Annotated in this window: 21 protein-coding genes and 2 tRNA genes; 10 read left to right on the plus strand and 13 right to left on the minus strand. The window is 37.0% G+C overall.

What is annotated here, in order from left to right:
- Positions 1 to 11: 11 nt before the first annotated feature.
- Positions 12 to 716, plus strand: coding sequence for a hypothetical protein (locus SKM54_RS05685; protein WP_321094650.1), 705 nt, complete (start codon positions 12 to 14; stop codon positions 714 to 716).
- Between the two features lie 228 nt (positions 717 to 944).
- Here the strand turns inward: SKM54_RS05685 and lon are convergent, their stop codons facing one another.
- From lon to SKM54_RS05700, 3 genes are all read right to left on the minus strand, one after another.
- A complete protein-coding gene (lon, locus tag SKM54_RS05690; protein WP_321094652.1) occupies positions 945 to 3,371 on the minus strand; it encodes an endopeptidase La in 2,427 nt (808 codons plus the stop codon).
- Positions 3,372 to 3,516: 145 nt separating this feature from the next.
- Entirely contained in the window at positions 3,517 to 4,092 is a 576-nt protein-coding gene (locus SKM54_RS05695) for a 5-formyltetrahydrofolate cyclo-ligase (protein ID WP_321094654.1), read from the minus strand.
- Positions 4,093 to 4,205: 113 nt separating this feature from the next.
- Positions 4,206 to 4,583 (minus strand): MerR family transcriptional regulator, encoded by a 378-nt coding sequence (locus SKM54_RS05700; protein ID WP_321094656.1) that lies wholly within the window; start codon positions 4,581 to 4,583, stop codon positions 4,206 to 4,208.
- Between the two features lie 83 nt (positions 4,584 to 4,666).
- Between SKM54_RS05700 and SKM54_RS05705 the strand changes: the two genes are divergently transcribed.
- Both SKM54_RS05705 and SKM54_RS05710 read left to right on the plus strand, forming a co-directional pair.
- On the plus strand, positions 4,667 to 7,339 hold the full coding sequence (locus SKM54_RS05705; protein ID WP_321094658.1) for a heavy metal translocating P-type ATPase: 2,673 nt from the start codon (positions 4,667 to 4,669) through the stop codon (positions 7,337 to 7,339).
- Between the two features lie 196 nt (positions 7,340 to 7,535).
- On the plus strand, positions 7,536 to 7,658 hold the full coding sequence (locus SKM54_RS05710) for a hypothetical protein (protein ID WP_321094660.1): 123 nt from the start codon (positions 7,536 to 7,538) through the stop codon (positions 7,656 to 7,658).
- Between the two features lie 149 nt (positions 7,659 to 7,807).
- Here SKM54_RS05710 and SKM54_RS05715 read toward each other — a convergent pair.
- Together SKM54_RS05715 and SKM54_RS05720 are read right to left on the minus strand one after the other, a co-directional pair.
- Positions 7,808 to 7,893, minus strand: a tRNA-Leu gene (locus SKM54_RS05715).
- Positions 7,894 to 7,905: 12 nt separating this feature from the next.
- Positions 7,906 to 7,979, minus strand: a tRNA-Cys gene (locus SKM54_RS05720).
- A 153-nt stretch (positions 7,980 to 8,132) separates the two neighbouring features.
- Between SKM54_RS05720 and folD the strand changes: the two genes are divergently transcribed.
- Both folD and SKM54_RS05730 read left to right on the plus strand, forming a co-directional pair.
- The gene (gene folD / locus SKM54_RS05725; protein WP_321094662.1) at positions 8,133 to 8,981 is read left to right on the plus strand and encodes a bifunctional methylenetetrahydrofolate dehydrogenase/methenyltetrahydrofolate cyclohydrolase FolD; all 849 of its coding nucleotides are present in this window, start codon (positions 8,133 to 8,135) and stop codon (positions 8,979 to 8,981) included.
- Positions 8,982 to 9,092: 111 nt separating this feature from the next.
- On the plus strand, positions 9,093 to 9,761 hold the full coding sequence (locus SKM54_RS05730; protein WP_321094664.1) for a class I SAM-dependent methyltransferase: 669 nt from the start codon (positions 9,093 to 9,095) through the stop codon (positions 9,759 to 9,761).
- A 60-nt stretch (positions 9,762 to 9,821) separates the two neighbouring features.
- On the opposite strand, the gene SKM54_RS05735 is transcribed toward SKM54_RS05730, so the two are convergent.
- The 4 genes from SKM54_RS05735 to SKM54_RS05750 all read right to left on the minus strand — a co-directional run bounded on the left by SKM54_RS05735 (position 9,822) and on the right by SKM54_RS05750 (position 14,501).
- On the minus strand, positions 9,822 to 10,247 hold the full coding sequence (locus tag SKM54_RS05735) for a hypothetical protein (protein ID WP_321087965.1): 426 nt from the start codon (positions 10,245 to 10,247) through the stop codon (positions 9,822 to 9,824).
- A gap of 154 nt (positions 10,248 to 10,401) precedes the next feature.
- Positions 10,402 to 11,724: an MFS transporter gene (locus SKM54_RS05740; protein ID WP_321094668.1), complete on the minus strand. Its 1,323-nt coding sequence runs from the start codon at positions 11,722 to 11,724 to the stop codon at positions 10,402 to 10,404.
- Positions 11,725 to 12,144: 420 nt separating this feature from the next.
- The gene (locus SKM54_RS05745; RefSeq protein WP_321089143.1) at positions 12,145 to 12,573 is read right to left on the minus strand and encodes a hypothetical protein; all 429 of its coding nucleotides are present in this window, start codon (positions 12,571 to 12,573) and stop codon (positions 12,145 to 12,147) included.
- A 95-nt stretch (positions 12,574 to 12,668) separates the two neighbouring features.
- Positions 12,669 to 14,501: a phosphoenolpyruvate carboxykinase (GTP) gene (locus SKM54_RS05750; RefSeq protein ID WP_154773323.1), complete on the minus strand. Its 1,833-nt coding sequence runs from the start codon at positions 14,499 to 14,501 to the stop codon at positions 12,669 to 12,671.
- 893 nt (positions 14,502 to 15,394) lie between these two features.
- Between SKM54_RS05750 and SKM54_RS05755 the strand changes: the two genes are divergently transcribed.
- Entirely contained in the window at positions 15,395 to 15,685 is a 291-nt protein-coding gene (locus tag SKM54_RS05755; RefSeq protein ID WP_154773322.1) for a co-chaperone GroES, read from the plus strand.
- Positions 15,686 to 15,752: 67 nt separating this feature from the next.
- Positions 15,753 to 17,387 carry a chaperonin GroEL gene (gene groL / locus SKM54_RS05760; protein ID WP_321094671.1) on the plus strand — a complete coding sequence of 545 codons (1,635 nt, stop codon included), beginning with the start codon at positions 15,753 to 15,755 and terminating at the stop codon, positions 17,385 to 17,387.
- A gap of 74 nt (positions 17,388 to 17,461) precedes the next feature.
- Here groL and SKM54_RS05765 read toward each other — a convergent pair whose 3' ends face one another.
- Together SKM54_RS05765 and SKM54_RS05770 are read right to left on the minus strand one after the other, a co-directional pair.
- Positions 17,462 to 18,604 carry a glycerophosphodiester phosphodiesterase gene (locus SKM54_RS05765; RefSeq protein ID WP_321094673.1) on the minus strand — a complete coding sequence of 381 codons (1,143 nt, stop codon included), beginning with the start codon at positions 18,602 to 18,604 and terminating at the stop codon, positions 17,462 to 17,464.
- 129 nt (positions 18,605 to 18,733) lie between these two features.
- The gene (locus SKM54_RS05770; RefSeq protein ID WP_154773319.1) at positions 18,734 to 19,108 is read right to left on the minus strand and encodes a diacylglycerol kinase; all 375 of its coding nucleotides are present in this window, start codon (positions 19,106 to 19,108) and stop codon (positions 18,734 to 18,736) included.
- A 326-nt stretch (positions 19,109 to 19,434) separates the two neighbouring features.
- Here SKM54_RS05770 and SKM54_RS05775 point away from each other — a divergent pair, with 326 nt between their 5' ends.
- The 3 genes from SKM54_RS05775 to SKM54_RS05785 all read left to right on the plus strand — a co-directional run bounded on the left by SKM54_RS05775 (position 19,435) and on the right by SKM54_RS05785 (position 24,825).
- Complete coding sequence (locus SKM54_RS05775) at positions 19,435 to 22,533, plus strand: multidrug efflux RND transporter permease subunit (RefSeq protein WP_321094675.1); 3,099 nt, start codon at positions 19,435 to 19,437, stop codon at positions 22,531 to 22,533.
- Positions 22,534 to 22,826: 293 nt separating this feature from the next.
- Positions 22,827 to 24,164 carry a magnesium transporter gene (gene mgtE, locus SKM54_RS05780; RefSeq protein WP_321087961.1) on the plus strand — a complete coding sequence of 446 codons (1,338 nt, stop codon included), beginning with the start codon at positions 22,827 to 22,829 and terminating at the stop codon, positions 24,162 to 24,164.
- A gap of 79 nt (positions 24,165 to 24,243) precedes the next feature.
- On the plus strand, positions 24,244 to 24,825 hold the full coding sequence (locus SKM54_RS05785) for a DUF4112 domain-containing protein (protein WP_321094677.1): 582 nt from the start codon (positions 24,244 to 24,246) through the stop codon (positions 24,823 to 24,825).
- Positions 24,826 to 24,891: 66 nt separating this feature from the next.
- Here SKM54_RS05785 and htpX read toward each other — a convergent pair whose 3' ends face one another.
- Both htpX and SKM54_RS05795 read right to left on the minus strand, forming a co-directional pair.
- Entirely contained in the window at positions 24,892 to 25,797 is a 906-nt protein-coding gene (gene htpX / locus SKM54_RS05790) for a protease HtpX (RefSeq protein WP_154773315.1), read from the minus strand.
- Positions 25,798 to 25,943: 146 nt separating this feature from the next.
- Positions 25,944 to 26,777: a lytic transglycosylase domain-containing protein gene (locus tag SKM54_RS05795; protein WP_321094811.1), complete on the minus strand. Its 834-nt coding sequence runs from the start codon at positions 26,775 to 26,777 to the stop codon at positions 25,944 to 25,946.
- Positions 26,778 to 26,831: the final 54 nt, after the last annotated feature.

Below are 26,831 nucleotides of genomic sequence, written 5' to 3' on the forward strand. Positions count from 1 at the left end.
ATTAATGATAAATGGTTAAAATAAATAGAAATAAAATTGAATTGCTTGCTTCTGCGAATTGGTCTCGAATAAGCTGGAAGTTAAGTTGGGAGCCCATCATAAAGTTAGATGAGCTATTACCTAGAGTTGGTGAAAGATACCAAATTTCTTTAAAAGACTCTGAAGCTCGACATACTGAAAATGGGCGATATTATTTGCTTTGGCTCCCTCCACACTCAGAATTGAATACTCTGTATGATCGTCCAACTGAAGTTTTAAAATCTTGTGTTATTGAGGCTGAATTATCTCAGGGTGAGTGGATTACAGATGGTCATAGTTTCGGGGCAGAACGAATTTTTAGTGCAACTATAATTTCAATAAGAAAATTTTTTGATTATTTACCCGAAATTCAAGTAATACAACGGGAAAGAATTTCTCACTATTTTGAATTTCATCATCGAATTGAGTTTTTTAAGTGGGATAATTTCTTTTTGTTTATAATAGATGATGAGTATAAGAATACTGAATTGTTATTCAATATTGATCAGGGAAATTATTATTTAATATTTGTTAATGATTGGCTTTCATATTCTTATGATAGTTATATTTGTAAGTATTTACTCGATGCTCAGCAAATTGAATTTTTAAAGAAATATATGATTGAATCAAATAAATTGACATCATGTACAGAAGATTTAGAAGAAGAGCATTTGGTTCAAGGGGCATTGTATATGTAAGGAGGCGTTACTTTTGATGTAATGAATGATTTCTATTGAGGGCTTACAATTGAATTTCACTTATAAGCATGTAGAAATTAGATGCTCGTACAAGATATTTTCAAATCTATTGAAATTGACTTAACATAAATATCTTATACGAAATGAAAAGAATAAAAATATTTATTTTATCGTTGAAGCAAATAAAAAAAGCACACCGAAGTGTGCTTTTTTTATTTGCTTGTGAAATTAATGACGAGCTGCTTTACCTTCATCTACAACTTTTACAATTGGCGCTTTAACCAATGGCTTAGGTGTAGAAACAAGACCTAAAGCTAAAATCTCATCAATTGATTTAACAGCTTTAATTTCCAGACCTTCTTTCACATTGTCAGGAATTTCGATTAAATCACGAACGTTTTCTTGCGGAATAAATACAAGCTTAATGCCACCACGGTGAGCAGCAAGTAACTTCTCTTTTAAACCACCAATACGCATCGCACGACCGCTCAAGCTCGTTTCACCTGTCATTGCAATATCAGGGCGAATCGCAATTTTAGTGAATGCAGAAACTAAAGCTAGCGTCAGCGCTAAACCAGCAGATGGGCCATCTTTAGGCGTCGCACCTTCAGGTAAATGCACGTGAACATCAGTTTCTTCAAAACGAGAAGCTTCAATACCAAGCTCATCTGCACGAGTACGAACTACAGTCATTGCTGCTGTAATTGACTCTTTCATTACATCGCCAAGTGAACCTGTGGTAATGAACTTACCTTTACCTGGTACAGCAGCAACTTCAATATTCAGAAGCTCACCACCAACCGAAGTCCAAGCAAGACCATTTACACGACCCACTTGTGCTTCTTCTTCAGCCATACCGAAGTCGAACTTATGAGGGCCTAAGTAATCTGGTAAGTTAGCTGATGTCACTTCAACTTGAAGATTTTTCGCTTTCTTGCTTACGGCTTCTTTAACCACTTTACGTGCAATTTTAGACACTTCACGTTCTAAGCTACGAACACCTGCTTCACGTGTATAACGCTGTACGATGTCACGAATCGCTTCTTCATGAACAGTCAATTCTTTGGCACGTAAACCATTGTTCTTAATTGCTTTAGGAACAAGGTAACGGTCTGCGATATGCACTTTTTCATCTTCTGTATAACCCGGAAGACGAATCACTTCCATACGGTCAAGAAGTGCTTCAGGAATATTCATGCTGTTTGCAGTACAAATGAACATCACTTCAGATAAGTCTAAATCAAGATCTAAATAGTGATCGTTAAACTTAGAGTTTTGTGATGGATCAAGTACTTCAAGCAGAGCAGAAGCAGGGTCGCCACGGTAGTCTTGCGCCATCTTGTCAATTTCATCGAGTAAGAACAATGGGTTCTTCACGCCTACTTTTGTTAAAGACTGCACAATTTTACCCGGCATCGCACCAATATAAGTACGACGGTGACCACGAATTTCAGCTTCGTCACGTACGCCACCAAGCGCCATACGAACAAACTCACGACCTGTTGCTTTTGCTACAGATTCACCAAGCGAAGTTTTACCCACACCCGGAGGACCAACTAAGCAAAGAATAGGACCACGAAGTTTTTTCACGCGTGATTGAACAGCAAGATATTCAACAATACGTTCTTTAACTTCATCTAAACCATAGTGGTCTGTATCTAAAATATCTTGAGCTTTTGCTAAGTTGATGCTGACTTTGCTCGCTTTATTCCAAGGCGTATCTAAAATTGCCTCAATATAGTTACGAACAACTGCCGCTTCACTTGAAGCAGGTTGCATTGCTTTAAGCTTACGGAATTCAGCTTCAGCTTTTTTACGTACATGTTCAGGTAAATCTGCTTCAGCTAAACGACGTTCAATTTCTGCAACATCATCTTCAGCACCGCCATTAATATCGGAAAGTTCACGCTGAATGACCTTCATTTTTTCATTTAAGAAGTATTCGCGTTGATTCTTTTCCATTTGACGTTTTACAGAGTCATGCAATGTTTGCTCAATCTGTTGTTCTTCAGATTGTTGTAGCAAATAAGTCATGAGTTCTTGTAAATGTGCTTCGAATTCATCGTGTTCTAAGAACTTTTGCTTTACATCAATATTCAAAGGAACGCGTGTTGCAACAAAGAAGAGTAACTGAAGTAAATCTTCAATTTTATTTGCTGCCGCAATAAGTTCACGTGCATTACGTAATTTTGCCTCTGCATATTGCGCAAATAAAGCACGTAATTCTTCAACACGATTAGATTGAGTTGCTGCATCCACAGAAACAGTCATATCGCTTAAGCTGTGTTCTGCTGTGAGGTGATCATCGTTGTCGATAATTTTCACGAGTTTAGAACGATGTAAACCTTCAATTAATACTTTTATGCAGTTTTCATCGTTTTCATGATTCACAACTTGGACAATCTTCGCGACAGTACCGTATTGATATAGATTTTCGTGATCAATTTCTTCTGTAAGAGAATCTCTTTGTGCAACAACAAATACTAAGTTGTCATTGTTACGAGCGACATCAACAGCCTTGATCGATTTTTCACGACCTACAAATAAGGCAATTTGCATGTGAGGGTAAACGACCACGTCACGTAACGCTAAAAGCGGTAACACGCTAGGAACCTGAGGTTCTAAGGTTTCTTCATTCATAATATTTTCAGACATGGGCACTCCTAATGAGTAACAACGGTGTTGCCATGTTTTTATAGTGATGGGTATTTAAAAAATTACAAGGGTAATGCTTAATAAAATGTCTAAAAAATGACTAAATATGTGATTTTTAAGTGATAGCTATAGTTTAAATGGTGATTTAGCGTTTAAAACGATGCAATTTACTTGGTGTAAGTAGGGCATCTAAAGGTTGATCCCATGTTTGACGTTCAAGTTGTATATTTAGAAATTGGAAATCATGTGCTAAACCTAAACGATACGGCTTGCGAGGCGAGTTTGCTAAAGTGCGATCATAAAATCCACCTCCCATTCCTATACGCGTTCCAAACTCATCACAAGCCAATAAAGGCATAACGAGTAAGTCTAATTTAGCCACATGAAAACCACGACTTTTTCGAGGTTCTTGCATACCTAAAATATGGTTGGCAAAACGTTTACTTCTATATTGATGTTGTGAAATTTCAACCCAAACGAGTTTTTGACTCATATTGCAAACGACAGGTAAATAAACTTGTTTGCCATGTGTGAATGCCATTTCAATGATTTTTTTTGTTCTTATTTCACCAAATGCATCTAAATAAATACCAATGTGTTGAGCAGTTTGATATTGATCAAGACGACGTAATTGATTCAAAGCGCGAGTTTCAGCTTGTGCTTGTTGATATGAAGAAAGGCTTCTACGTTGCTTACGAATTTGGCGTCTTAATGTCTGCATGATATTGAAAAATTAGAACAACATTTGAATAGGATTGTACTGCTTGAAGGCTAAAATAAACTAGGTTTATTTGTGATGAATCATTTGCCGTTTTAAAATTAATTTTAGATTATTTATTGCTTCAGTTCTTTAAGAATAGGGCAGCAATTTTCATCTGTAGATTTGCATTCATCTACCCAAGAACTCAGGCGTTTTTTTAAGGCTTTTAATTCTTTAATGCGTAAATCAATTTTTTCTAAACGTTGCTCAATCACTTTTCGAACTTGATCTCGATCATCTATCTGTAATTTTAATAATTCGTGAATTTCACTCAGTTGTAATCCTGCATCTTTACCTTTTTGAATAAAGCTTAGGGTTTCAACATCTTGATTAGAATAAAAGCGATAATTTCCTTGCTGTTCGGGAATGCGCATTAAGCCAATACGTTGATAATAACGAATGGTTTCAACAGATGAATTGGTCATTTTAGCGAGTTTGCCAATGGTAAACATATATTGTCTCCTAAAATACTTGACTCTGTACCTAGGTACAGACTTTATCCTAGTATAAACATAAAAATGTAAGAGTGTCTAAGATGGAACAAGCTAAAAAATCTGCATGTTGTTCTCAGTTTAAAGCAAAGCTAGAACTTGTAACGACAGATCCGATTTGCGGTATGACGGTTGCAGAAGATTCTGAGCGATATTTCGATTTTGAAGCGAAACGCTATCTATTTTGCTGTGATGGATGTAAAACAAAATTTGCAGAAAACCCAGAAAAGTATTTGGCTAAAACGGATGTATCACCCGTAAAATCTTCATGCTGTGGTTCTAAAAAAGCAGAAGCTGTTCCTGAAAAAAAATCATGTTGTGGAACTCAACCAAAAACTGAGGTTGTTGAAGAAGTCACCACAAAATGTTGTGGTTCAAAACATAAAGCACCCGTTATTGAAGCTAAAAAATCGAGTTGTTGTGGTGGCTCAAAACCAAGTGCAGATGCAAATACAGAAATAGATTTGGTTTGTGGAATGTCTGTAGATACATCGACAGATTTAAAAACAGATTATCAAAATAAAACGTATTACTTCTGCAACCCATCTTGTGTAGATAAGTTTAAAGCCGATCCTGAATTTTATTTAATTCCTTTTGATGAGCGACCTGTGCCTGAAGGTGCTGCGGACATGGACTTTACTTGCCCAATGGACCCTGAAATTGTGCAAAAAGGTCCGGGAACTTGCCCTATTTGTGGTATGGCTTTAGAACCTATGCAACCCACGTTGGACGATGGTCCAAACCCTGAATTGGTCGATTTTAGTAATCGATTCTGGAAAACCTTACCATTAACTTTATTGGTATTTGTTTTGGCAATGGGTTCGCATGTTCATGCCATGATTCCTCAGCATATTCAGCCGTGGATTGAGCTTGTGCTTTCACTTCCTGTGGTGCTTTGGGCAGGTAAACCAATTTTAGAACGTTGCATTTCATCTTACAAAACACGTAATTTGAATATGTGGAGCTTAATTGGTGTGGGTGTAATTGCTGCCTTTGCATATAGTATTGTTGCAACCATTTTCCCTGCGCTTATACCAATGGAAGCAAAGACAGGTCATGGCGTTGCTGTGTATTTTGAAGCGGCTTGTATGATTGTTTCATTAAGCTTACTTGGTCAAATTATGGAATTAAAAGCACGTGCAAAAACCGCCGATGCTTTAAAATCATTGCTTCGTTTACAAGCCAATACTGCAACATTGGTACAAAATGGCGAACTTATTGAAGTTGATATTTCAATGGTGAAGCAGGGGGGCATTCTACAAATCGCATCGGGTGAGCAAGTGCCACTTGATGGTTTGGTTGTAGATGGAAAAACCTATGTAGATGAGTCGATGATGACCGGTGAGCCTGTTCCTGTGAAAAAGGAATTGGGTGATCAGGTGATTGGTGGAACGGTGAATCAGCAAGGGAGTATTCGTATAGAGGTTGCTGCTGTTGGTGCAAATACAACGCTAGCTAAAATGATTCAAACAGTTGCAGATGCGCAGCGTTCAAAAGCACCTTTACAACGTTTAGCCGATGTTGTTGCAAAATATTTTGTAGTGACTGTATTGGCAATTAGCGTACTTACATTTATTGCATGGATGGTTTTTGGAAAAGCACAATTTGATTTAGCTTTAATGTGTGCCGTAGCTGTTTTAATTATTGCTTGTCCTTGTGCTTTAGGCTTGGCAACACCAATGTCTGTTATGGCAACAACAGGTCGTGCAGCGCAAAAAGGTGTTTTATTTAAAGATGCTGAAGCCATTGAAGCCTTAAGTAAAGTCACAACTTTGGTGATTGATAAAACAGGAACATTGACCGAAGGCAAGCCAAGTCTGAAAGAAATTAAGTTATTGGTACCCGAGTTAGATCAGCAACAAATAGAAACTTGGATTGCTTCAATTGAGCAATTCTCAACGCATCCAATTGCACATACATTATCTAAAATTGTGCCAACATCATCTTATGTCAATGTTCAAAATTATGAAGATGTTGCGGGCTTTGGCGTAAAGGGTGAGATTGATGGTTTTGCAGTTTATATTGGTAGCCAAAAGCTCATTGAGCAACTAGGTTTAAAAATTTCAGCAGACTTGCAAAACGAACTTGATGTTTTACGTGAACAAGGGCAGGTCATTAGTTTCTTAGCAACAGATTCTACTTTGTTGGCGTACATTTCTATTCATGATGCTTTAAAACACAATGCTTATCAGGTGATTCGTCAACTTATTGCCGATGGTGTTGAAGTGGTGATGGCAACAGGTGACCATGAAAAGAATGCGCAGATTGTGGCAAATGAGCTTGGAATTCAGCAAGTTTATGGAAACTGTACGCCGCAAGAGAAACTCGACATTGTGAAGCAATTACAAGCGCAAGGTCGTATTGTGGTAATGGCGGGTGATGGTATTAATGATGCGCCTGCATTGGCTCAAGCGCATATTGGTATTGCAATGGGGAATGGTACAGACATCGCGAAACAAACAGCACAAATTACTTTGGTAAAAGGTGATATTCGTGGTGTTGCAGATGCAATTCACATGGCAAAACTGGGTGTGAAAAATATGAAGCAAAACCTTGCTTTCTCATTCGTATATAACGGATTAGGTGTTCCTGTGGCTGCGGGTGTATTTTTTCCATTAACAGGTTTGCTATTAACACCAATGTTTGCAGCGGTTGCCATGTCTTTAAGTTCATTATCGGTTGTAATTAATGCTTTAAGATTGCAAAAATCTGAATAGGTTGTATCGCAAGAATAAAAAGCCCGAAATCTATTCGGGCTTTTTATTGGTTATTTAATCTAAAAAACAAATCATAATAATGAGAACAATCTGTTTTAACTATTTTATGTTGTTTAGTATATTTATCACACAAATTAAGACCACCTTATATTTTAAGGAGGTGGTTTATCTCCCTAAACTAATTTGGATGAATGTTATGACTAAAGTAATTGCGATTGCTGCTTTTTCGATATTGGTATCTGCGTGTTCGTATAATCCTGTGCAATACGAGCAACAACGTATGTATGACAATGCATTGCATAACAAACAAAATGGTTAATTCCATTTGTTAAATGAAGAAAGCCAAGTGTTTTGCACTTGGCTTATTTTTTGCGTTTAGATATTTTTATTATTTTTATAAATTTCAGGCATAAAAAAACCAGCATATAGCTGGAAATTTTATTGCACCATTTTTCTGTAGTAGAAGAATGGTGCCCGAGGCCAGACTCGAACTGGCACGCTTTGTGGGCGGGGGATTTTAAATCCCCTGTGTCTACCGATTTCACCACTCGGGCATTTTAACAAGATGGAGGCGGAGGTCGGAATCGAACCGGCGTACACGGAGTTGCAGTCCGCTGCATGACCACTCTGCCACCCCGCCATGTCTTGTTGATGCGTATATTAGCAAGCTCTGAAAAAAAAACAATAGCATAGGTGTGCTGTATGTGCAGAAAAACATCATATTGGCAAAAATAATTAAAATAATGATGTAGAATGTGCAAAATTGATTCATATCAACACTTGGAGATGTGCCGTGGCATTAGTTTTAGATGGCCGTGCATTAGCAAAGCAAATTGAAGCTGACTTGTTAACTCGCGTAGAAGCGCTGAAAGAGAAAACAGGTCGTACCCCAATTTTGGCGACTATTTTAGTAGGTGACGATGGTGCATCTGCGACTTATGTTCGTATGAAAGGAAATGCTTGCCGTCGCGTAGGCATGGATTCTTTGAAAGTTGAACTTTCAAAAGAAACTACGACTGAACAATTGCTTGCTGAAATTGAAAAATTAAATGCAAATCCAGATGTTCACGGTATTTTGTTACAACATCCTGTACCTGCTCAAATTGATGAGCGTGCATGTTTTGATGCTATTTCTCTTGCAAAAGACGTAGATGGTGTAACTTGCCTTGGTTATGGCCGTATGGCAATGGGTGAAGCTGCTTATGGTTCTGCTACACCTGCAGGCATCATGACTATTCTTAAAGAAAACAACATTGAAATTGCAGGTAAACATGCGGTTGTTGTTGGTCGTTCTGCTATTTTGGGTAAACCAATGGCTGCAATGTTACTTGAAGCGAATGCGACAGTAACAATTTGTCATTCACGTACTCAAGATTTAGCAAGCTTTGTAAAACAAGCAGACATTATTGTTGGTGCTGTAGGTAAAGCTGAATTGATTCAAAAAGATTGGATTAAGCAAGGTGCAGTTGTTGTTGATGCTGGCTTCCATCCACGTGATGGCGGTGGTGTAGGCGACATCCAATTAGTTGGTATCGAAGAAATTGCTTCTGCTTATACACCTGTTCCAGGTGGTGTTGGTCCAATGACAATTACAACGTTAATTCGTCAAACGGTTGAAGCTGCTGAAAAAGCACTTGGTTAATTAAATCTTCCCTGACCCTCCTTTGAAAAAGGAGGGGATTCTAGGTTCCCCTCTTTTTTAAAGAGGGGTTGGGGGAGATTATTTGAAAATAGACGAATTAAAAGAATTTAAATGAGCGACACTTTTCAACTTACTCAAACTCCTAAACATCTCCTACAAGCCTTACATGATGTGATTCCACATTGTGAACTTCAAGTACAGCAACTTCCTGAAACCCCAATATCTCTTTGGCTCATTCCGCCTGTTTTTCCTACAGATAAGTTAGATGATGAAGTCATTCGTCGCATTTGGAATGACACGCCGTATTGGATTTTTTGTTGGGCATCTGGTTTAGCAATGGCACAATGGTTGTTGGCTGAACCACATCATGTGAAAGATAAAGTGGTTTTAGACTTTGGTGCAGGGTCAGGTGTAGTTGCAATTGCAGCAAAAATGGCAGGTGCAAAACGTGTGATTTGTTGTGATATAGATCAAGTCAGTTTAGATGCTTGTCGTGCCAATGCGGAGTTAAATGGTGTAGAACTTGAATATTTGGAAGACCTATATAAAGCAGAACAAGTCGATATTTTACTTGCTGCAGATGTACTTTATGATCAGTGTAACCGTTTCTTTTTAGATGAATTTTTAAAGTTTTCAGATGAAGTTTGGGTGGCAGATAGTCGTGTAAAAAACTTTAGCCATCCGAAATATAAGAAATTAGATGAGCGAAGTGCTACAACTTGGCCCGATTTAGACGAATCGCCTGAATTTAGAAATGTAAGCTTTTATAAAACTTTGTAATTCATAGTTTTAAGATATAAAAAAAGGACATGTGTAATGTCCTTTTTTTATGTATCAAAATTAAGAACAAGTATAACGAACAACACGAAGTGTAGATGGGCGAGCTTCTAAAGCTTGACGAGTTGCATAGTCTTGGTCGCTATATAAACCTTGAGTGTTAGATAAGCCAACACTTGTACGGCTTTGACCAATTTGACGACCAAATTCAACATCTTGTTGTGGGTTCGCAATTTCATTAACGCTTAAAATGCTAAGTTTATAAGTCTTAGATGTGCCTAAAACTTTTTGGCAAGCACGTTGAAGCTTAGTTTCATCTAATTGTTGGTTTTGGCGACCTGCAAGCGTATAAGCCATTGTTGCAGTATCAGCAGTTTGAGATTCAATTTGATAGCCCACATTGCCATTAAATTGGCGTGGTGTACTTTGACAAGCAGCAAGACCTAAAACAAGAAAACCTAATCCTAAAAGTTTATAAGTGTTATTCATCTTCAAAGTTCCAAACATTTTTATATAATTGAGTATGCCATAAGGAAAGTGATTTCTCGATGAAAGTTTTTATTTTATTTATCTTGTGAATAATGATTAAAAAACAAAGCAAGCCCTAATTAACGGCTTGCTTCATATCAAAGATAACAGGGTTCTAGTTGTCTGTAATCATTGAATGCTTCTTTGTGTCTTTCATGAATATATAGGTAATTAAAGAAAGACCAATCATGAATGTAATGTAGTAGAAGAAATAGTGTTCATAGCCTGCATTTTTAAAGCTAAGAGCGACTAATTCTGCTGTACCACCAAATAATGTATTGGCAATTGCATAAGGCAAAGCAACACCTAATGCACGAATATGAGCAGGGAATAATTCGGCTTTTACAACCGCATTAATCGCTGTGTAGCCAGAAACAATAATCATGCCACTCATACAGAGCATAAATGCAGTCATTGCATTGTTGGTTGCACCAATATGGTTGAAAATAGGAATAGTGAAAACAACACCTAAAACACCAAAGGCAATCATAATTGGTTTACGACCAGTTTTATCTGAAAGTGCGCCAATTGCAGGTTGAATAAGCATAAAAATAAAGATGGCCGCTGTGGTAATTTCTGTAGCGGTTGTCTTTTCAAAACCTGATGTATTTACAAGATATTTTTGCAAATAAGTGGTAAATGTATTGAATGCTAAAGTACCGCCTGCTGTAAGCATAATTACGGTAAATGCAGCTTTTGGATGTTTGGTAAAAAGCTCGATAAATCCTGATTTAGGGCCACCTTCTTTTGCCATTTTTTGAGCTTGTTTAGATGATTCACTTTCAACAAGACCGCGACGAATCCAAAAAACAACAATCGCTAAAATAGCGCCAATAAAGAAAGGAATACGCCATCCCCAGTCGCCAAGTGCTTGTTCGGACATGGTACGTTGTAATACGAGGAGTGTACAAAGTGCTAAAAGTTGACCTGATATAAGCGTTACATATTGGAAACTTGAGAAAAATCCACGATGATTTTTACCTGCCATTTCACTTAAGTATGTTGCGCTTGAGCCATATTCACCACCTACGCTTAAACCTTGTAATAAACGTGCAAATAACAGCATTGCAGGAGCGAACATGCCTATTGTTTCGTAGGTTGGTGTGCAGGCAATAATTAAAGAGCCCACACACATTAATGAAACAGATAAAGATAAACCTGCCTTACGGCCGTGACGATCGGCATAAACTCCCATAATCCAAGCGCCAATTGGGCGCATAAGGAAACCAAGTGCAAAAACTGCAGCAGCTTGGAGAAGTTTTACTGTGCTATCGCCTTCAGGGAAAAATTTGGGTGCAAAATATAAAGTAAATGCGGCATAAACATACCAGTCATACCATTCAACTAAGTTGCCTGCTGAACCACCAATGATAGATTTAACACGTGTTTTACGATCGATTGTAGGCTGTTCTACTTGAACCTGAGCTTCATTGCTCATATTTTTCTCCGTTTAAAATGGAGTCTTTATTTTTGTGCTAAGGGGCGAGTGATGTTTACACTGCCATAGTTTAAATAAATAACTTCAAATATATTGGTAGTATTATTGAAAAAATCATCATGTGATTATTCAAATAAATAGAATAATTTTTAATTATTTAAGTGTAAAGTTGCTGAATATTTAAACATAAGGTTTTGAGAGGTATGTGTTGGTGGTTTTTAGTGCGATTTCAATTAAATAAGTGAGAAAATGGTGCAAAAAATTATAATGTAGATTTATGTTTCTTTATGATGATATGAATCAGTAAGTTAAATTGATTAAAACTCCTTCTTTAAATTTTATAACTGTTATTTATTGGTGCACCATTTATCGGAATTATTTTATAAAAAATAAAAAAGGTCGCTTACGCGACCTTTCTATTTAAATTAATTGACCATTTAGCTTATTGCAATCTACTGGTGAGTTAAATTTAACAGCTGTACCTGTAATTACAGGGCGTACAACGCGCCAAGGCCAGAAACCAAAACGTTGGCTACCGTTGTAATTAATAACAGCATCCGCTTTATAGCGGTGTGCAATTTTTGAAATTGTTGGATAAAGATCGACAACAGATCCGTATGTGCCTTTACCCGCTTTAATACGTCTAATTACTTTGTAATCTGTGCTTTCAGGTGTTCCTTTAATTAAACAAATTTTATTTGATTCAGTTGTGGGAGTTGGAATTTCCGCTGTATTTGTACTTGGGGTAGTGGCTTGAGTTGGTGTAACTGTTGTCGTTAATTCTGCATATGCAGATGTTGCAATAAAAAGGCTAGTGAAACTAGCAATAAGTATTTTTTGTGTATTCATTAGATATTTAACCCCTTTGTAAACATAGTAAAAAATAAAGTGAATATTGGGTTAATAAAAAGGCCGCTTACGCGACCTTTTTATTTAATTTTTTATTAAGCAGATTTCTTAACAGCTTCTAAAAGTTCGTTTTGACGAGCTTTTAATGCAGCCGGAAGACGTTCGCCTAATTTGTCGAACAATTCTGTGTGGCTTTCAAGTTCTTTGATCCATTGATCTTTGTCTTGAGAAGTAACAAGGTCAAACTGTTCTTTAGTGAAGTCTGAACCAGTCCAGTTTAGTTGTTCGTAAGTTGGAACATAACCAATTGGAGTTTCAACTGCAGAAGCACGACCTTCACAACGGTCAATGATCCACTCAAGAACACGCATGTTTTGACCAAAACCAGGCCATACGAAGTTGCCTTCAGCATCACGACGGAACCAGTTTACGTTGTAGATACCAGGAAGTTTGTTACCAGCAGCTTCAGCTTTAGCAGCAACTTGCTCGCCCATTTCTAACCAATGAGAGAAGTAGTCAGCCATGTTGTAACCAGCAAATGGAAGCATCGCAAATGGATCGCGACGAACAACACCTTGTTGACCAACAGCAGCAGCAGTTGTTTCAGAACCCATAGTTGCAGCTTTATAAACGCCATCAACCCAATCAGTTGCTTCAGAAATTAGAGGCACTGTGTCTGCACGACGACCACCAAAGATGAAGGCAGAGATTGGAACACCTGCTGGATTTTCCCAGTCAGCGTCAATAGACGGGCATTGACCAGCAGCAACTGTGAAGCGAGCATTTGGATGCGCAGCTTTTTCTTCGCCAGTGTGTGGTTGACCTTTCCAGTTTGTAAGGTTAGCAGGCGCTTCTTTAGTAAGACCTTCCCACCAAACTTCACCGTTGTCAGTAACAGCAACGTTTGTATAGATAACATCTTTATGAAGAGTAGCCATACAGTTCGGGTTAGTCTTAGTATTTGTACCAGGAGCTACACCGAAGAAACCAGCTTCAGGGTTAATTGCGTATAAGCGACCATCTTCACCTGGTTTGATCCAAGCAATATCGTCACCTACAGTTTCAATTTTCCAACCTTCGTAACCTGCTGGTGGAATTAACATAGCGAAGTTTGTTTTACCACAAGCAGAAGGGAATGCAGCTGCGATGTAGTGTTTTTCGCCTTTAGGGTTTGTCACGCCAAGAATTAGCATGTGTTCAGCTAACCAACCTTGTTGACGACCCATGTAAGATGCAATACGTAAAGCTAGGCATTTTTTACCAAGCAATGCGTTACCGCCGTAACCAGAACCGTAAGACCAGATTTCACGTGTTTCTGGGTAATGAACAATCCATTTTTCAGGGTTGCAAGGCCATGCAACGTCTTTCTCGCCTTCAGCAAGTGGAGCACCTACAGTGTGTACGCAAGGAACGTATTCACCATCAGTACCTAAAACGTCATAAACAGCTTTACCCATACGTGCCATTTTAGACATGCTAACTGCTACATAAGGAGAGTCAGTTAATTCAATACCGATATGAGCAATATGAGAACCTAAAGGACCCATAGAGAAAGGAACAACGTACAATGTACGACCTTTCATAGAACCATCAAATAAACCGTTTAAGCGAGTACGCATTTCAGCAGGCGCTTCCCAGTTATTTGTAGCACCAGCATCTTCTTTGTTTTCTGAACAAATATAAGTACGACCTTCAACACGAGCAACGTCAGAAGGATCTGAATTAGCAAGGTAAGAACCAGGATGTTTTTCTTGGCTAAGCTCTTGCATAGTGCCGTTAGCGATCATCAAGTCGATATAACGTTGATATTCTTCAGGGCTACCGTCACACCATTCAATTTTCGCTGGTTTCGTTAATTTTGCAATTTCTTCTACCCAAGCAATAAGCTTAGGGTGACGAACGAATTCTGGTGCGTTCACTTGGGTCATGATGAGGCCTATCTCAAATGTGTACAAGCTGTACAAGTATAAATCGATGTAATGGGGTACATTACAAAGATGAAGTATAAAAAGTGGCGTTATTAAAGCATAAAATGACAAAAAAAATAAGACTTAAGCATAGGGCGATATTAGAAGGGGTGTTGTGTTGATTTTTAAAATTATCCATAAAAAACAATATGTTAATTTAAGATAAATAAAATTAAAATTTATTTCCCACTTTAATGTGTGGTATTTATTTTAATTATAGTTATTAAAATCAGTTACTTACGTGGGTGATTTTTTGACATTTTGTTATTGATTTAATAAATGGTCGTAATTCCAAATCCGCATAAAGGGTGGGTTGGTTAATATCTAAACTACTAAAATCACAATAAATTATAAAGACATCCAAAATTTATGTTAATCGCTTATAAAAACATAACTATTTTTTATAGATATTTCTACGTAATGTACGTAAATGAAAGGGATTTTAAATATTTTTTCAAGAAATATTAATATGATTTGAGTTGAAAAAAGTTATCCATTAACTGATGTATTATTGAGGGTAAATTATTCTTCAGAATAACCTTTTATTATTTAGGGTTTAACGCTTACATATACTGTTTGATATATAAGTTAAATGTACAAATGGCTCTAATTCTGAATTATCTTCATTAGCTTTTATTTTTGGATTTAACTCAATAAAACGTTAAAAAATTGCTAAAAAATCATTTTGGATAAAAAAAATACAAAAAAACCTATTTTTTTTAGCATTAGCCCTTGAAGCGATTTTTTCCATCCCCACAACAGAGTCATCGAAAATGATTTAATTTGATGGTGACCTAAGGAATAACAAAGTCATCATCTTTTACCAAAAAAGACTAAGTCTGATGGAGTTTACTATGAGCAATATTCGTCCTTTACATGACAACGTTGTTATTCGCCGTGTTGAAAAGGAAACAAAAACTGCTGGTGGTCTTATTTTAAGTACTTCAGCAGCTGAGCAACCAGCACAAGGTGAAATCATTGCAGTTGGCAATGGTAAAGTAACTGATAATGGCGTTCGCGCTTTAGATGTTAAAGTAGGCGACAATGTATTGTTTGGTACTTATGCTGGTACAAAAGTAAAAGTTGACGGTGAAGAGCTTCTTATTATGAAAGAGTCTGACATTTTAGCGGTATTAGAAGGTTAATCCTTTAACCCAGTGTCAAATTTTTTAATCAGATTTTGTAAAAATTTAAAAAAATTAGGAGTTAGTTATGTCAGCTAAAGACGTAAAATTTGGTGATTCAGCTCGTGCAAAAATGATTGCAGGCGTGAACGTTCTTGCAGATGCAGTAAAAGTTACTTTAGGCCCTAAAGGTCGTAACGTTGTTATTGACCGTTCTTTCGGTGCACCGCACATCACTAAAGATGGTGTTACTGTTGCAAAAGAAATTGCGTTAAAAGACAAATTTGAAAACATGGGTGCTCAACTTGTTCGCGAAGTTTCTTCAAAAACAAATGACATCGCTGGTGACGGTACAACAACTGCTACAGTTTTGGCTCAAGCAATTTTAAACGAAGGTATCAAGTCTGTTACTGCGGGTATGAACCCAATGGATTTGAAACGCGGTATCGATCTTGCTGTTAAAGCTGTTGTTGCTGAAATTAAAAACACAGCAAAACCTGCTTCTGACTCTAAAGCAATTGAGCAAGTTGGTTCTATCTCTGCAAACTCGGACACTACTGTTGGTAAACTTATTGCTCAAGCAATGGAAAAAGTAGGTAAAGAAGGCGTTATTACTGTAGAAGAAGGTTCTGGCTTTGAAGACTCTCTAGATGTTGTAGAGGGTATGCAGTTTGACCGTGGTTACATCAGCCCGTACTTTGCAAACAAACAAGAAACTTTAACTGCTGAACTTGAAAATCCATTCATTCTTCTTGTTGATAAAAAAATCAGCAATATTCGTGAATTGATTGCAGTTTTAGAAGCTGTTGCTAAAACAGGTAAACCACTTCTTATTATTGCTGAAGATGTTGAAGGCGAAGCGCTTGCAACTCTTGTTGTAAACAACATGCGTGGCATTATTAAAGTATGTGCGGTTAAAGCGCCTGGCTTTGGTGACCGTCGTAAAGCAATGCTTCAAGATATCGCTATTTTAACTGGCGCTACTGTAGTTTCTGAAGAAATTGGTATGTCTTTAGATCAAACTACGCTTGAACACTTAGGTACTGCGCATAAAGTAACTGTTTCTAAAGAAAACACAGTGATTGTTGATGGTGCTGGTGTTGCAGAACAAATCGCTGAGCGTGTAACTCAAATTCGTGCTCAAATTGAAGAATCTACGTCAGAATATGACAAAGAAAAACTTCAAGAACGTGTTGCTAAATTGGCAGGCGGTGTTGCTGTAATCAAAATTGGTGCTGCAACTGAAGTAGAAATGAAAGAGAAGAAAGACCGTGTAGATGACGCTCTTCACGCAACTCGCGCTGCGGTTGAAGAAGGTGTTGTTGCAGGTGGTGGTGTTGCGTTAGTTCGTGCAGCAGCTTCTCTTGAAGGTGTTACTGGTGCAAATGATGACCAAAATGTTGGTATTAACATTTTACGTCGTGCAATTGAAGCGCCACTTCGTCAAATCGTATCTAACTCAGGTGACGAGCCATCTGTAGTAATTAATGCTGTGAAGAACGGTGAAGGTAACTTCGGTTATAACGCTGCAACTTCTGAATATGGCGATATGTTAGAAATGGGTATTCTTGACCCTGCTAAAGTAACGCGTTCAGCACTTGAACATGCTGCATCTGTTGCAGGCTTAATGTTGACTACAGAATGTATGATTACAGACATTCCAGAAGACAAACCTGCTATGCCTGATATGGGCGGCATGGGTGGTATGGGCGGCATGATGTAATTCATCAACCGATCATAAGATCCAAAAAATCCCTGCTTATAGCAGGGATTTTTTATTGCTTGAAAATAATTTTACTAGCGAGGTTGTTTTAAATATTGAGTTGCAGCTTTACGACCTAAACCAGGATCATCGGTAAATACACCATCTACACCCGCATTAAAGAATATTTGATATTCAGCCATAGCACCTTGAATACATCGTTCATTCGTATTTTTATTGCAATCTAATGTATCAATTAAAAACTTATTTTCAGGTCGTAAACTATAAGGATGAATTTTTAAACCCTGTACATGAACATCTTGAACAAAATGCGTAACTTCACCTGCATTATTTACAATATAGTTTTTACTTGGGCCAATACCTTGGGCATAAGTTGCCACATTTTTTAAACCTTCTGTTGTTGCTAAATCGCCATAGGTTTTGTGAATGCCTTGAGCAATAAAGTCGGCAGGAGATTCGTCAACATCACTATAAAGTTGAATAAGTTGAGCATGCTTTAATACTGGTTTTTGTTGTAACTTATCATGTATATACTTTAGATTGCTTACTTCAAAAGATTGTAAATAAATTGGTGCGATATCACGTGTAAATTCATGCGCAGATAAGATTTTAAGCAAGCGATCTTCTAATGGGAGATTAATATTTTGAAAGTAAGTTGGGTGCTTTGTTTCAATATATAAACCGACTAATTTTCCTGTTTTTTCATAATGCTTTTGCGCTAAAGCAATAATTTCTTCTAGAGTTGGAATTTCGAATTGATCGTTAAATTTAGCATTATCTGGACGTACATCAGGAATTCGTTCGCGTGCTTTTAATTGTTTAAGTTCGCTTAAATTAAAGTCTTCAGTAAACCAACCTGTATGACTTTCTCCATCAATTATCTTCGTTGTTTTACGATCTTTAAACTGTGAAAGTTCACTCACATTGGTGGTGGTTGTAATGTCATTTTCATGGCGAGCAACCAAATAACCATCTTTGGTTGGAACTAAGTCTGGTTCAATAAAATCTGCACCATCATCTATGGCTTTTTGATAAGACGCCAAAGTATGTTCAGGGCGTAATGCACTCGCTCCACGATGTCCGATAATAATTAGTTTGGGTTCTTGATATTCTTGTTGTGATTGAACCAAAGGTTGTGCTTTTTGTTCCGATTTTGGAAGTTGGCTACAAGCGGTGAGTGACGCAAGGCTTAAAAGTGTGATTAATGTTTTTTGCATGATTCGTAGGCATCTTTAATATTACGATGCGCAGAAGTATTATTGTCACAATTGACATCTACATGACAACTTACAAAAACATACGCAAAAGAAAAGGGCAGAATTTTGCCCTTTAATATTTATAGATAATTACTTGAATAAAATAATTGCCCAACTTACAAAAATAATGGCTAAAGAAACAAATTGTGCAGCGCTTCCCATATCTTTTGCATCTTTAGAAAGTTCATGTTTATCTAAAGAAATTCGGTCTACAACAGCTTCAATTGCAGAATTAAATAGCTCTACAATAATTGAAAGTAAACAGACAGTTATCATAATTGCTTGTTCGGCAGCACTAACATTTAAAAAAAATGTGGTTGGTACTAAAATAATATTAATTAAAATAATTTGTCTAAAAGCAGCTTCTTTTTTGAAAGCAGATTTAAAACCATCTACAGAATATTGTGCTGCGTTAAAAACTCGCTTCACACCAGTTTTTCCTTTAAAAGGAGAATTTTGATTCATAATTTAAAAAATCCAATACTTTCAGGCACAATAATACACAAGCCTTAATAAATTATTAATTACTTTATATAAAATGGCGTTTATTTCTAATAAATATTTTTTAGCTTTAACATGAAAAAATATAAGAGTTTATAGATATTTGTAAAAATAAGAGGCAAGGAACAAAAGCTCTACATAGTTTCTACACAATTCAAAAATTAAGATTTTTTTCTGTAATCTATTCTTGTGTTTTATGTGTCATGCGTAGAATATCGCAACCCAAATTTTAACGTTAATGTCACCTATTCGTGGTGAAATTAGCTCCAAATCGGAAGTGTAAAAAGACAATGATGTCTAAGTATTTTATTGAGCGTCCAATTTTTGCTGGTGTCTTGGCTATTTTTGTCATGGCTTTGGGTATTTTTTCAATTTTAAATTTACCCGTAGAAAGATATCCAGATATTGCACCGCCAAAAATTTCAATAAATACAAGTTATTCAGGCGCAGATGCTGAAACTGTAGAAGAAAGTGTTACTCAAATTTTAGAAGAACAAATTAAAGGTTTAGATCATCTTTTATATTTCAGTTCTAATAGTGATTCGACAGGCAGAAGTCGTATTCAAATTAGCTTTGAAAATGGAACAGACCCAGACACAGCGCAAGTTCAAGTTCAAAATGCCATTAATAGTGCTTTAAGCCGTTTACCTGAAGATGTTCAACGACAAGGCGTAAATGTTGTAAAGTCTTTGGGCGATACACATATGGTTATTGGCTTGTATGATGAATCTAAAAAAAGCAGCAACATTGCATTATCTGATTATTTACAAACACATTTAGAGTCTGAAATTGCGCGTGTGGAAGGCGTTGGCGAAGTTGATGTATTCGGCTCCCAATTTGCCATGCGCATTTGGTTAAATCCAAATAAATTAAAAGATTACAAACTTATTCCAAGTGATATTCAAAAAGCTGTTGAAGCACAAAATACACAAGTTGCAGCAGGCGGTGTAGGTGAATTACCTGTAGCGCAAGAGCAATATTTAAATGCAAAAGTCACTTCAGGTACACGTTTAAAAACAGTAGAAGAATTTAACAATATTATTATTAAAGCCACGCAAGATGGCAGTTATGTTTATTTAAAAGATGTTGCACGTGTTGAAATTGGCGCAGAAAATTATCAGTCATATAATACCATTAATGGTTTTCCATCCGCAGGGATGGCGGTTTCATTAGCTTCAGGTGCAAATGCGATTGAAACATCAAAACTGATTGATGAAGCGGTTGCCAATATTTCTAAGAAATTACCTGATGGTTATAAGTTGGTTTATCCAAGAGATAACACGCCTTTTGTTCAAGAATCGATTAAAGAAGTTGTAAAAACACTCTTTGAAGCTATTTTATTGGTTATTGTTGTTATTTTCCTATTTTTGCAAAATTGGCGCGCAACGCTTATTCCAACCATAACTGTTCCTGTTGTTGTATTAGGAACAATGGCGGTTTTATTTGCCGCGGGAATGAGCGTAAATACACTTACTTTATTTGCATTAGTTTTAGCCATTGGCTTACTTGTAGATGATGCAATTGTGGTAGTAGAAAACGTTGAGCGCTTAATGCATGAAAAAGGTTTAAGTGCGAAACAAGCATCAATAGAATCTATGCAAGAAATTAGTGGTGCTTTAGTGGGTATTACACTGGTTTTAACTGCTGTCTTTATTCCAATGGCATTTTTTGGTGGCTCAACAGGCGTTATTTATCGTCAGTTTTCTATTACGCTTGTAACAGCAATGGCAATTTCTTTAGCTGTTGCATTGGTGCTTACACCTGCATTATGCGCACTTATTTTGAAGCCGAATCATCAACCGTATAAGTGGGCAAATCGCTTCAATAATTTTCTTGAAAAGCTTAAAACAAAGTACATTTCTCTATCATTTAAAACCTTAGAAAATCGTTTAATTACGCTTGTTGTCGCTTTTGCTTTAGTCCTTGCTTTTGCATTATTTTATCGTGTATTGCCTACGAGTTTCTTACCCAATGAAGATCAGGGTGCACTTATGTTACAAGTGGCACTACAAGATAATGCGCCAATGTCGAAAACCATTGAAATGGGTGAAAATGTACGTCGCTACTTTTTAGAACATGAAACAGCCAATGTAGATTTAGTGATGCTACGTTATGGTAGAAGCCGTGGTGGAACGGGGCAGAACTTAGCGCAAGGTTTTGTAAAATTAAAACATTGGGATGAGCGAAGCGGTCAAGTAAATAGCGCAAATGCGGTAAAAGATCGTGCAATGAAATATTTTAAAGACAATAAAAATGCCACAGTTATGGTGATGATGCCGCCTGTTGTAAACGGTTTGGGTGATACCAATGGCGTTAATCTTTGGCTTCGAGATATTGAAGGTGAAGGACGTACAGCTTTACATGAAAAGTTTAAGCAAATGAAAGAAGAGGCAAAAGCCTATACAACATTTGAAAATTTAGAGCAAAAAGCGGTACCCGATCGAGCAAAACTTGTTGTTCAAATTAATCAAAAAGCAGCAATGGCAGCAGGATTATCTCCAGCAGATATTAACAGTACTTTATCTGCAGCTTTGGGTGGGAAGTATATTAATGACTTTATTGATCGTGGACGTATTAAAAAAGTCATGATGCAAAGTGATTCATTATATAGATCTAAACCTGATGATTTACAATTTTGGTCGGTACGAAATAACCAAAATGAAATGGTGCCATTTACAAGCTTCTCAGAAGTAAGTTGGTCGGGTGGCCCTGAAATTGTGAACCGTTTTAATGGTTACTCTGCACTTGAGCTAGAAGCAGACAAAGCTGCAAGTGTTAGTTCTGGTCAAGCCATGCAAGATTTACAAAAACTTGTAGATAAACAGTCTGGTGTAGATTTGGCTTGGAGTGGTATGTCTTATGAAGAGAAAAAATCGAGCAATCAAGCCTTATTACTTTATTTAGTTTCAATTGGCTTTATCTTCTTATGTTTAGCTGCTTTATATGAAAGCTGGTCTATTCCTGCTGCCGTAATGACAGCCATTCCATTAGGTATTGGCGGTAATATTTTATTTAGTTATTTTGCTGGCTTTCCAAACGATATTTATTTCCAAATTGCCTTATTAACCACCATTGGTTTGTCCTGTAAAAATGCCATTTTGATTGTCGAGTTTGCATCAATGGCACAACAACAAGGTAAATCTGCTGTTGATGCTGCATTGAGTGCAGCAGGTTTACGTTTACGTCCAATTCTTATGACATCTTTAGCATTTGGTGCAGGGATTTTGCCATTGGTTTTTGCATTTGGCGCAGGTGCTGCAAGTCGTCAGGAAATTGGTATAAGTGTTTTAGGTGGCGTTATATTTGGTACAGTACTTGTACTTATATTTATTCCATTTATGTACGTATTCATACGAAGTATTTTTATGAAAAAGCAAGAACAGAACTGAAGTAAAAACTTAACTCAAATTTAGATGTCTAGCTTTGGGCATCTAAATTTCAATTACTTGAATTGTAGACTTTTTGTTGCAAAAGTTGAGTAATACATCACTTATTTGTAGTATTTGCACGCCGTATAAACGGTATATAGAGGATTACGTTCTTAAATGGACAGGCATTGTTGTCACTTAACTTATTTTTCAACACATTATATTCATCTCATACAGGATGAAGGTTTTCGGTTGGCAATGAATTAATTTGCCATGTTGCCTTTGTTGCTGCGTGAGAGCAATGAGGGGCTTACATGAGCTATAACAACTTTTTGTATCTAATTAATGATGCACTTAAAAACAATCATATTGAACTTGCACTTGAGTCATTAAAAACATTCCGCGCTGCCGATCTTGCAGACATTATTGCTCAACTTCCTATCGAAACTCGTCAGACTTTAGTTCTGAACTTGCCAGATCGCTCATACGTATTTTCTTATTTATCTCCTGAAATTCAAGTTGAACTTGCTAAGGTTTTACCACGTCAAGTTTTAGCAGATATTATTGGAGAAATGTCTTCAGATAAGCGTGCAGATGTATTTAAACGTTTAGATGAACATCAGCAAAATGCATTGCTTCCTGCTTTAGCTCAAGCAGAACGAGAAGATATTCGTTTGCTTTCTTCTTATATGGAAGGTACGGCAGGCGCAATTATGAGCTCTGAATATGCAACCTTACTTCCAAATATGAGCGTTGCAGATGCAATTAAAATGTTACGTTCAGAAGCTCCTGACACAGAAACGATTTATTTTGCTTATGTTTTAGATGAAGCACGTAAATTGCTTGGGGTAATTTCATTAAAGCAACTTATTTTGGCGCAAGAAGATCAAAATATTAATGAGTTGATGGTTACCAATGTTCTATCTGCAAAAGTAGATGCAGACCAAGATGATGTTGCTAAAACCATTGCACGTTATGATTTATTAGCACTGCCAATTGTAGATGAACAAGGCATTATGGTGGGTATTGTTACTCATGATGATGCGATGGATGTTGCACGTGAAGAAGCAACTGAAGATTTCTTAAAAGTTGGTGCGGTAAATGCAACATCTAAGTTAAGTTTGAAATCTACACCTATTTTACATCTTTATAAAAACCGTGTTTTTTGGCTTGTCTTTTTAGTATTTGGAAGCTTACTTTCAGGTATTGGAATTGCACATTTTGAAGATATTATTGCGCAAAATATTGTGTTGGTATTCTTCTTACCATTACTAGTGGGCAGTGGCGGTAACGCAGGCTCACAATCATCTACTTTAATGGTTCGAGCTTTGGCAACTGGCGATGTTCAGTTTAAAGATTGGTTTTCTTTATTGGGTCGTGAAAGTTTGGTTGCACTGTGTTTGGGTATAACAATGGCAGTAGCTGTTTCATTTTTAGGTTTTTACCGTGGAGATGAATATGTTGCTTTAGTGCTTGCTATTAGTATGATTGGTATTGTTTTACTAGGTTGCTTAATTGGTATGAGCTTGCCATTTATATTAAATAAATTTGGTTTTGATCCAGCTAGTGCATCTGCGCCATTAGTCACTTCTATTTGTGATGCGACAGGCGTGCTTGTGTATTTATCTATTGCATCGGTTATTTTGTTTTAAGTTACTGTAATATTGCTACAAAATTTAGATGAATATCGTATATGCTCAAGTGTGTACATTGCTTCAATACAAGGTTGATATGCAAAAACAAAAAAAATTAAGTCAGCAAGAAGTTATTCAGCTTGAACGTGATTTGGCTAAATATGCAAATATGATGGATTCGGTTGTGCGTATTCCATTTACAAAGCAGGGTATAGGTGCAGATGCTGCCTTAGGCACAATTCCAATTGCAGGTGATGCAGCAGGTTTTGTGCTGACCTGTTATGCTATTTATAAGGCAAAGCAAATTGGTGTGCCTCAGCACAAATTAACGCCTGTGATGAAAATTGCAGTAATGGATGCTGTTGTAGGTTTAATTCCAATCGCAGGTACAATTTTCGATATTTTTATTCGTCCTAGCAGAAAGGCTTTAGATGTTGTTCATGAGCATATTCGTGTCGAATATCAGGTCGAATCGGATCATCATGTTGTTCATCCTTTTTTACATGAAAATTTAGAAAAGAAACAACGCAATTCTGCATTTTGGCGAAATCCTATTGTTGCGTGGTTATGGCTGCATATTCCAGATATTTTAGGCTTATTGTTTCTTGCTGTATTTTTCTATGCATTATGGATAGGTGGTAGCTTGGCTATTCAATGGCTACAGAATTTATCTACATAAGTTATTCGAAGCATTAAAAAAGCCTCCAATTGGAGGCTTTTTTAATGCTTAATTTAATTGTTTAAATTAAGGCACATTTAATTGTTGTAAAGCAGCAACACGCTGTTCAATAGATGGGTGAGTTTGGAAGAGGGCAGCTAAGCTGAAACCTTCTTCTTTACCTGCCGAAATAGCGAAAGCTTTCATTTCTTTTGGCATAGCATCTGGCATTTCAGATTCTGCTTGTAAACGTAATAAAGCAGAAATCATTGCTTGTTTACCTGCAAGGCGAGCACCAGCTTCATCTGCACGGTATTCACGTTGACGAGAGAACCACATAACAATAGAAGACGCTAAAATACCAAATACAATATCAAGTACGATGGTAATTGCAAAATAGCCTAAGCCTGGAGCTTCACCATCTTGACGACCGAAAACATTACGGTCAATAAAATCACCAACTACACGCGCAAAGAACATAACAAATGCGTTCACTACACCTTGAATAAGAGCAAGTGTCACCATGTCACCATTGGCAACGTGACCAATTTCGTGAGCAAGTACAGCACGTAGTTCATCTTTGTTCATGCGCTCAAGTAAACCTGTAGAAACAGCAACAAGAGAATCGTTTTTGTTCCAACCAGTTGCGAAGGCATTCGATTGATAAGATGGGAAAATACCAACTTCAGGCATGTTAATACCAGCACGTTGCGACAATTGAGCAACTTCTTGTAATAACCATGCTTCTGCTTGGTTGCGAGGGGCATTAGGATCAATTAGCTCGGTACCCGTGGTTTTTTTCGCCATCCATTTAGACATGAACAATGAAATTAAAGAACCAACCATACCAAAGACAAAACAGATCACTAAAAGGTTGCCTAGATTTAAGCCACCCGCGCCATGGTAACTACCGACACCGAAGAGTGACAAAATAATGCCAGCTACAACCAGTACCGCGAGGTTGGTAAGCAAGAACAAACCAATCCGCATCATTGAGAGAATCCTCTTAAAAATAAATTAGGTAAGATTTAGAACAGAAAATCTATTCTTAAATATGCGGTGTCTATAGCAAAAATTCAAGAATAAAATATAAATATATTAAAAATAATAGCTTATTCAGTTAAGACTGAATTACAAGATTAATGTGCTACGGCATTGGCGTAGGTAAATGTTCCATCGCTTAATTGAATGATTTGTCTTTGTTGTTTAGCAGATGCTTGTGACAAACCTAAATTAGAAGATGATTGAGAACTACTTTGACCTGATTGTGCTGAAATTTCAGCAGATGGATGTATAGATGCAGATGAACCTGCAGAAAGTGCCACGCCATTTGAATATAAATTTTGATAGCGACTATTTACGCGACGAACATAATCCTGAGTTTCGCGAAAAGGTGGAATACCACCATATTTACTTACGTTACCTTCACCTGCGTTGTAGCCTGCAAGTGCTAAAGATTGATCACCATTAAATCTTTTTAACAACCAAGCTAAATATTTTGCACCAGCCATAATATTTTGCTGAGGATCATAGGCATTTGAAACATTAAAGCGTCGCGCTGTTGCAGGCATAAGCTGCATAAGACCTTGTGCGCCAACAGGGGAACGAGCATTTACATTAAAGCCAGACTCTGTGTGCATCACTGCTTTAATTAAACCTTCAGATACACCGTGTGTAGATGAAGCTTGTTTAATGATATGGTCAAAAGCATCTTTATTCTTATTAAAACTTGGTCTTACAGATGCTTCGGTAGCACCCCAATTGGAATAACGATGAATATTGCTATCTGGGTAATAGGTGATTTTGACACGCTGCAAAGATCTATCTGAACTTTTTTTATTGGTAAGAAGAGTACTACCTTGGCTATCTTTATACATATAGACTTGACCGGCATGCGTAGACAATGCCATTAAAGAAATAGCAGTAGTAGACCCCATTAGAAAAAGTGAAACAAATCTTAAATTTTTAATCATTAGCAGTATGAACATTTTTATACAGCAACATTAATGCAATCAAGTTTAACAAAT

The organism is Acinetobacter faecalis (assembly GCF_034187745.1).
Taxonomy (GTDB): Bacteria; Pseudomonadota; Gammaproteobacteria; order Pseudomonadales; family Moraxellaceae; genus Acinetobacter; species Acinetobacter faecalis.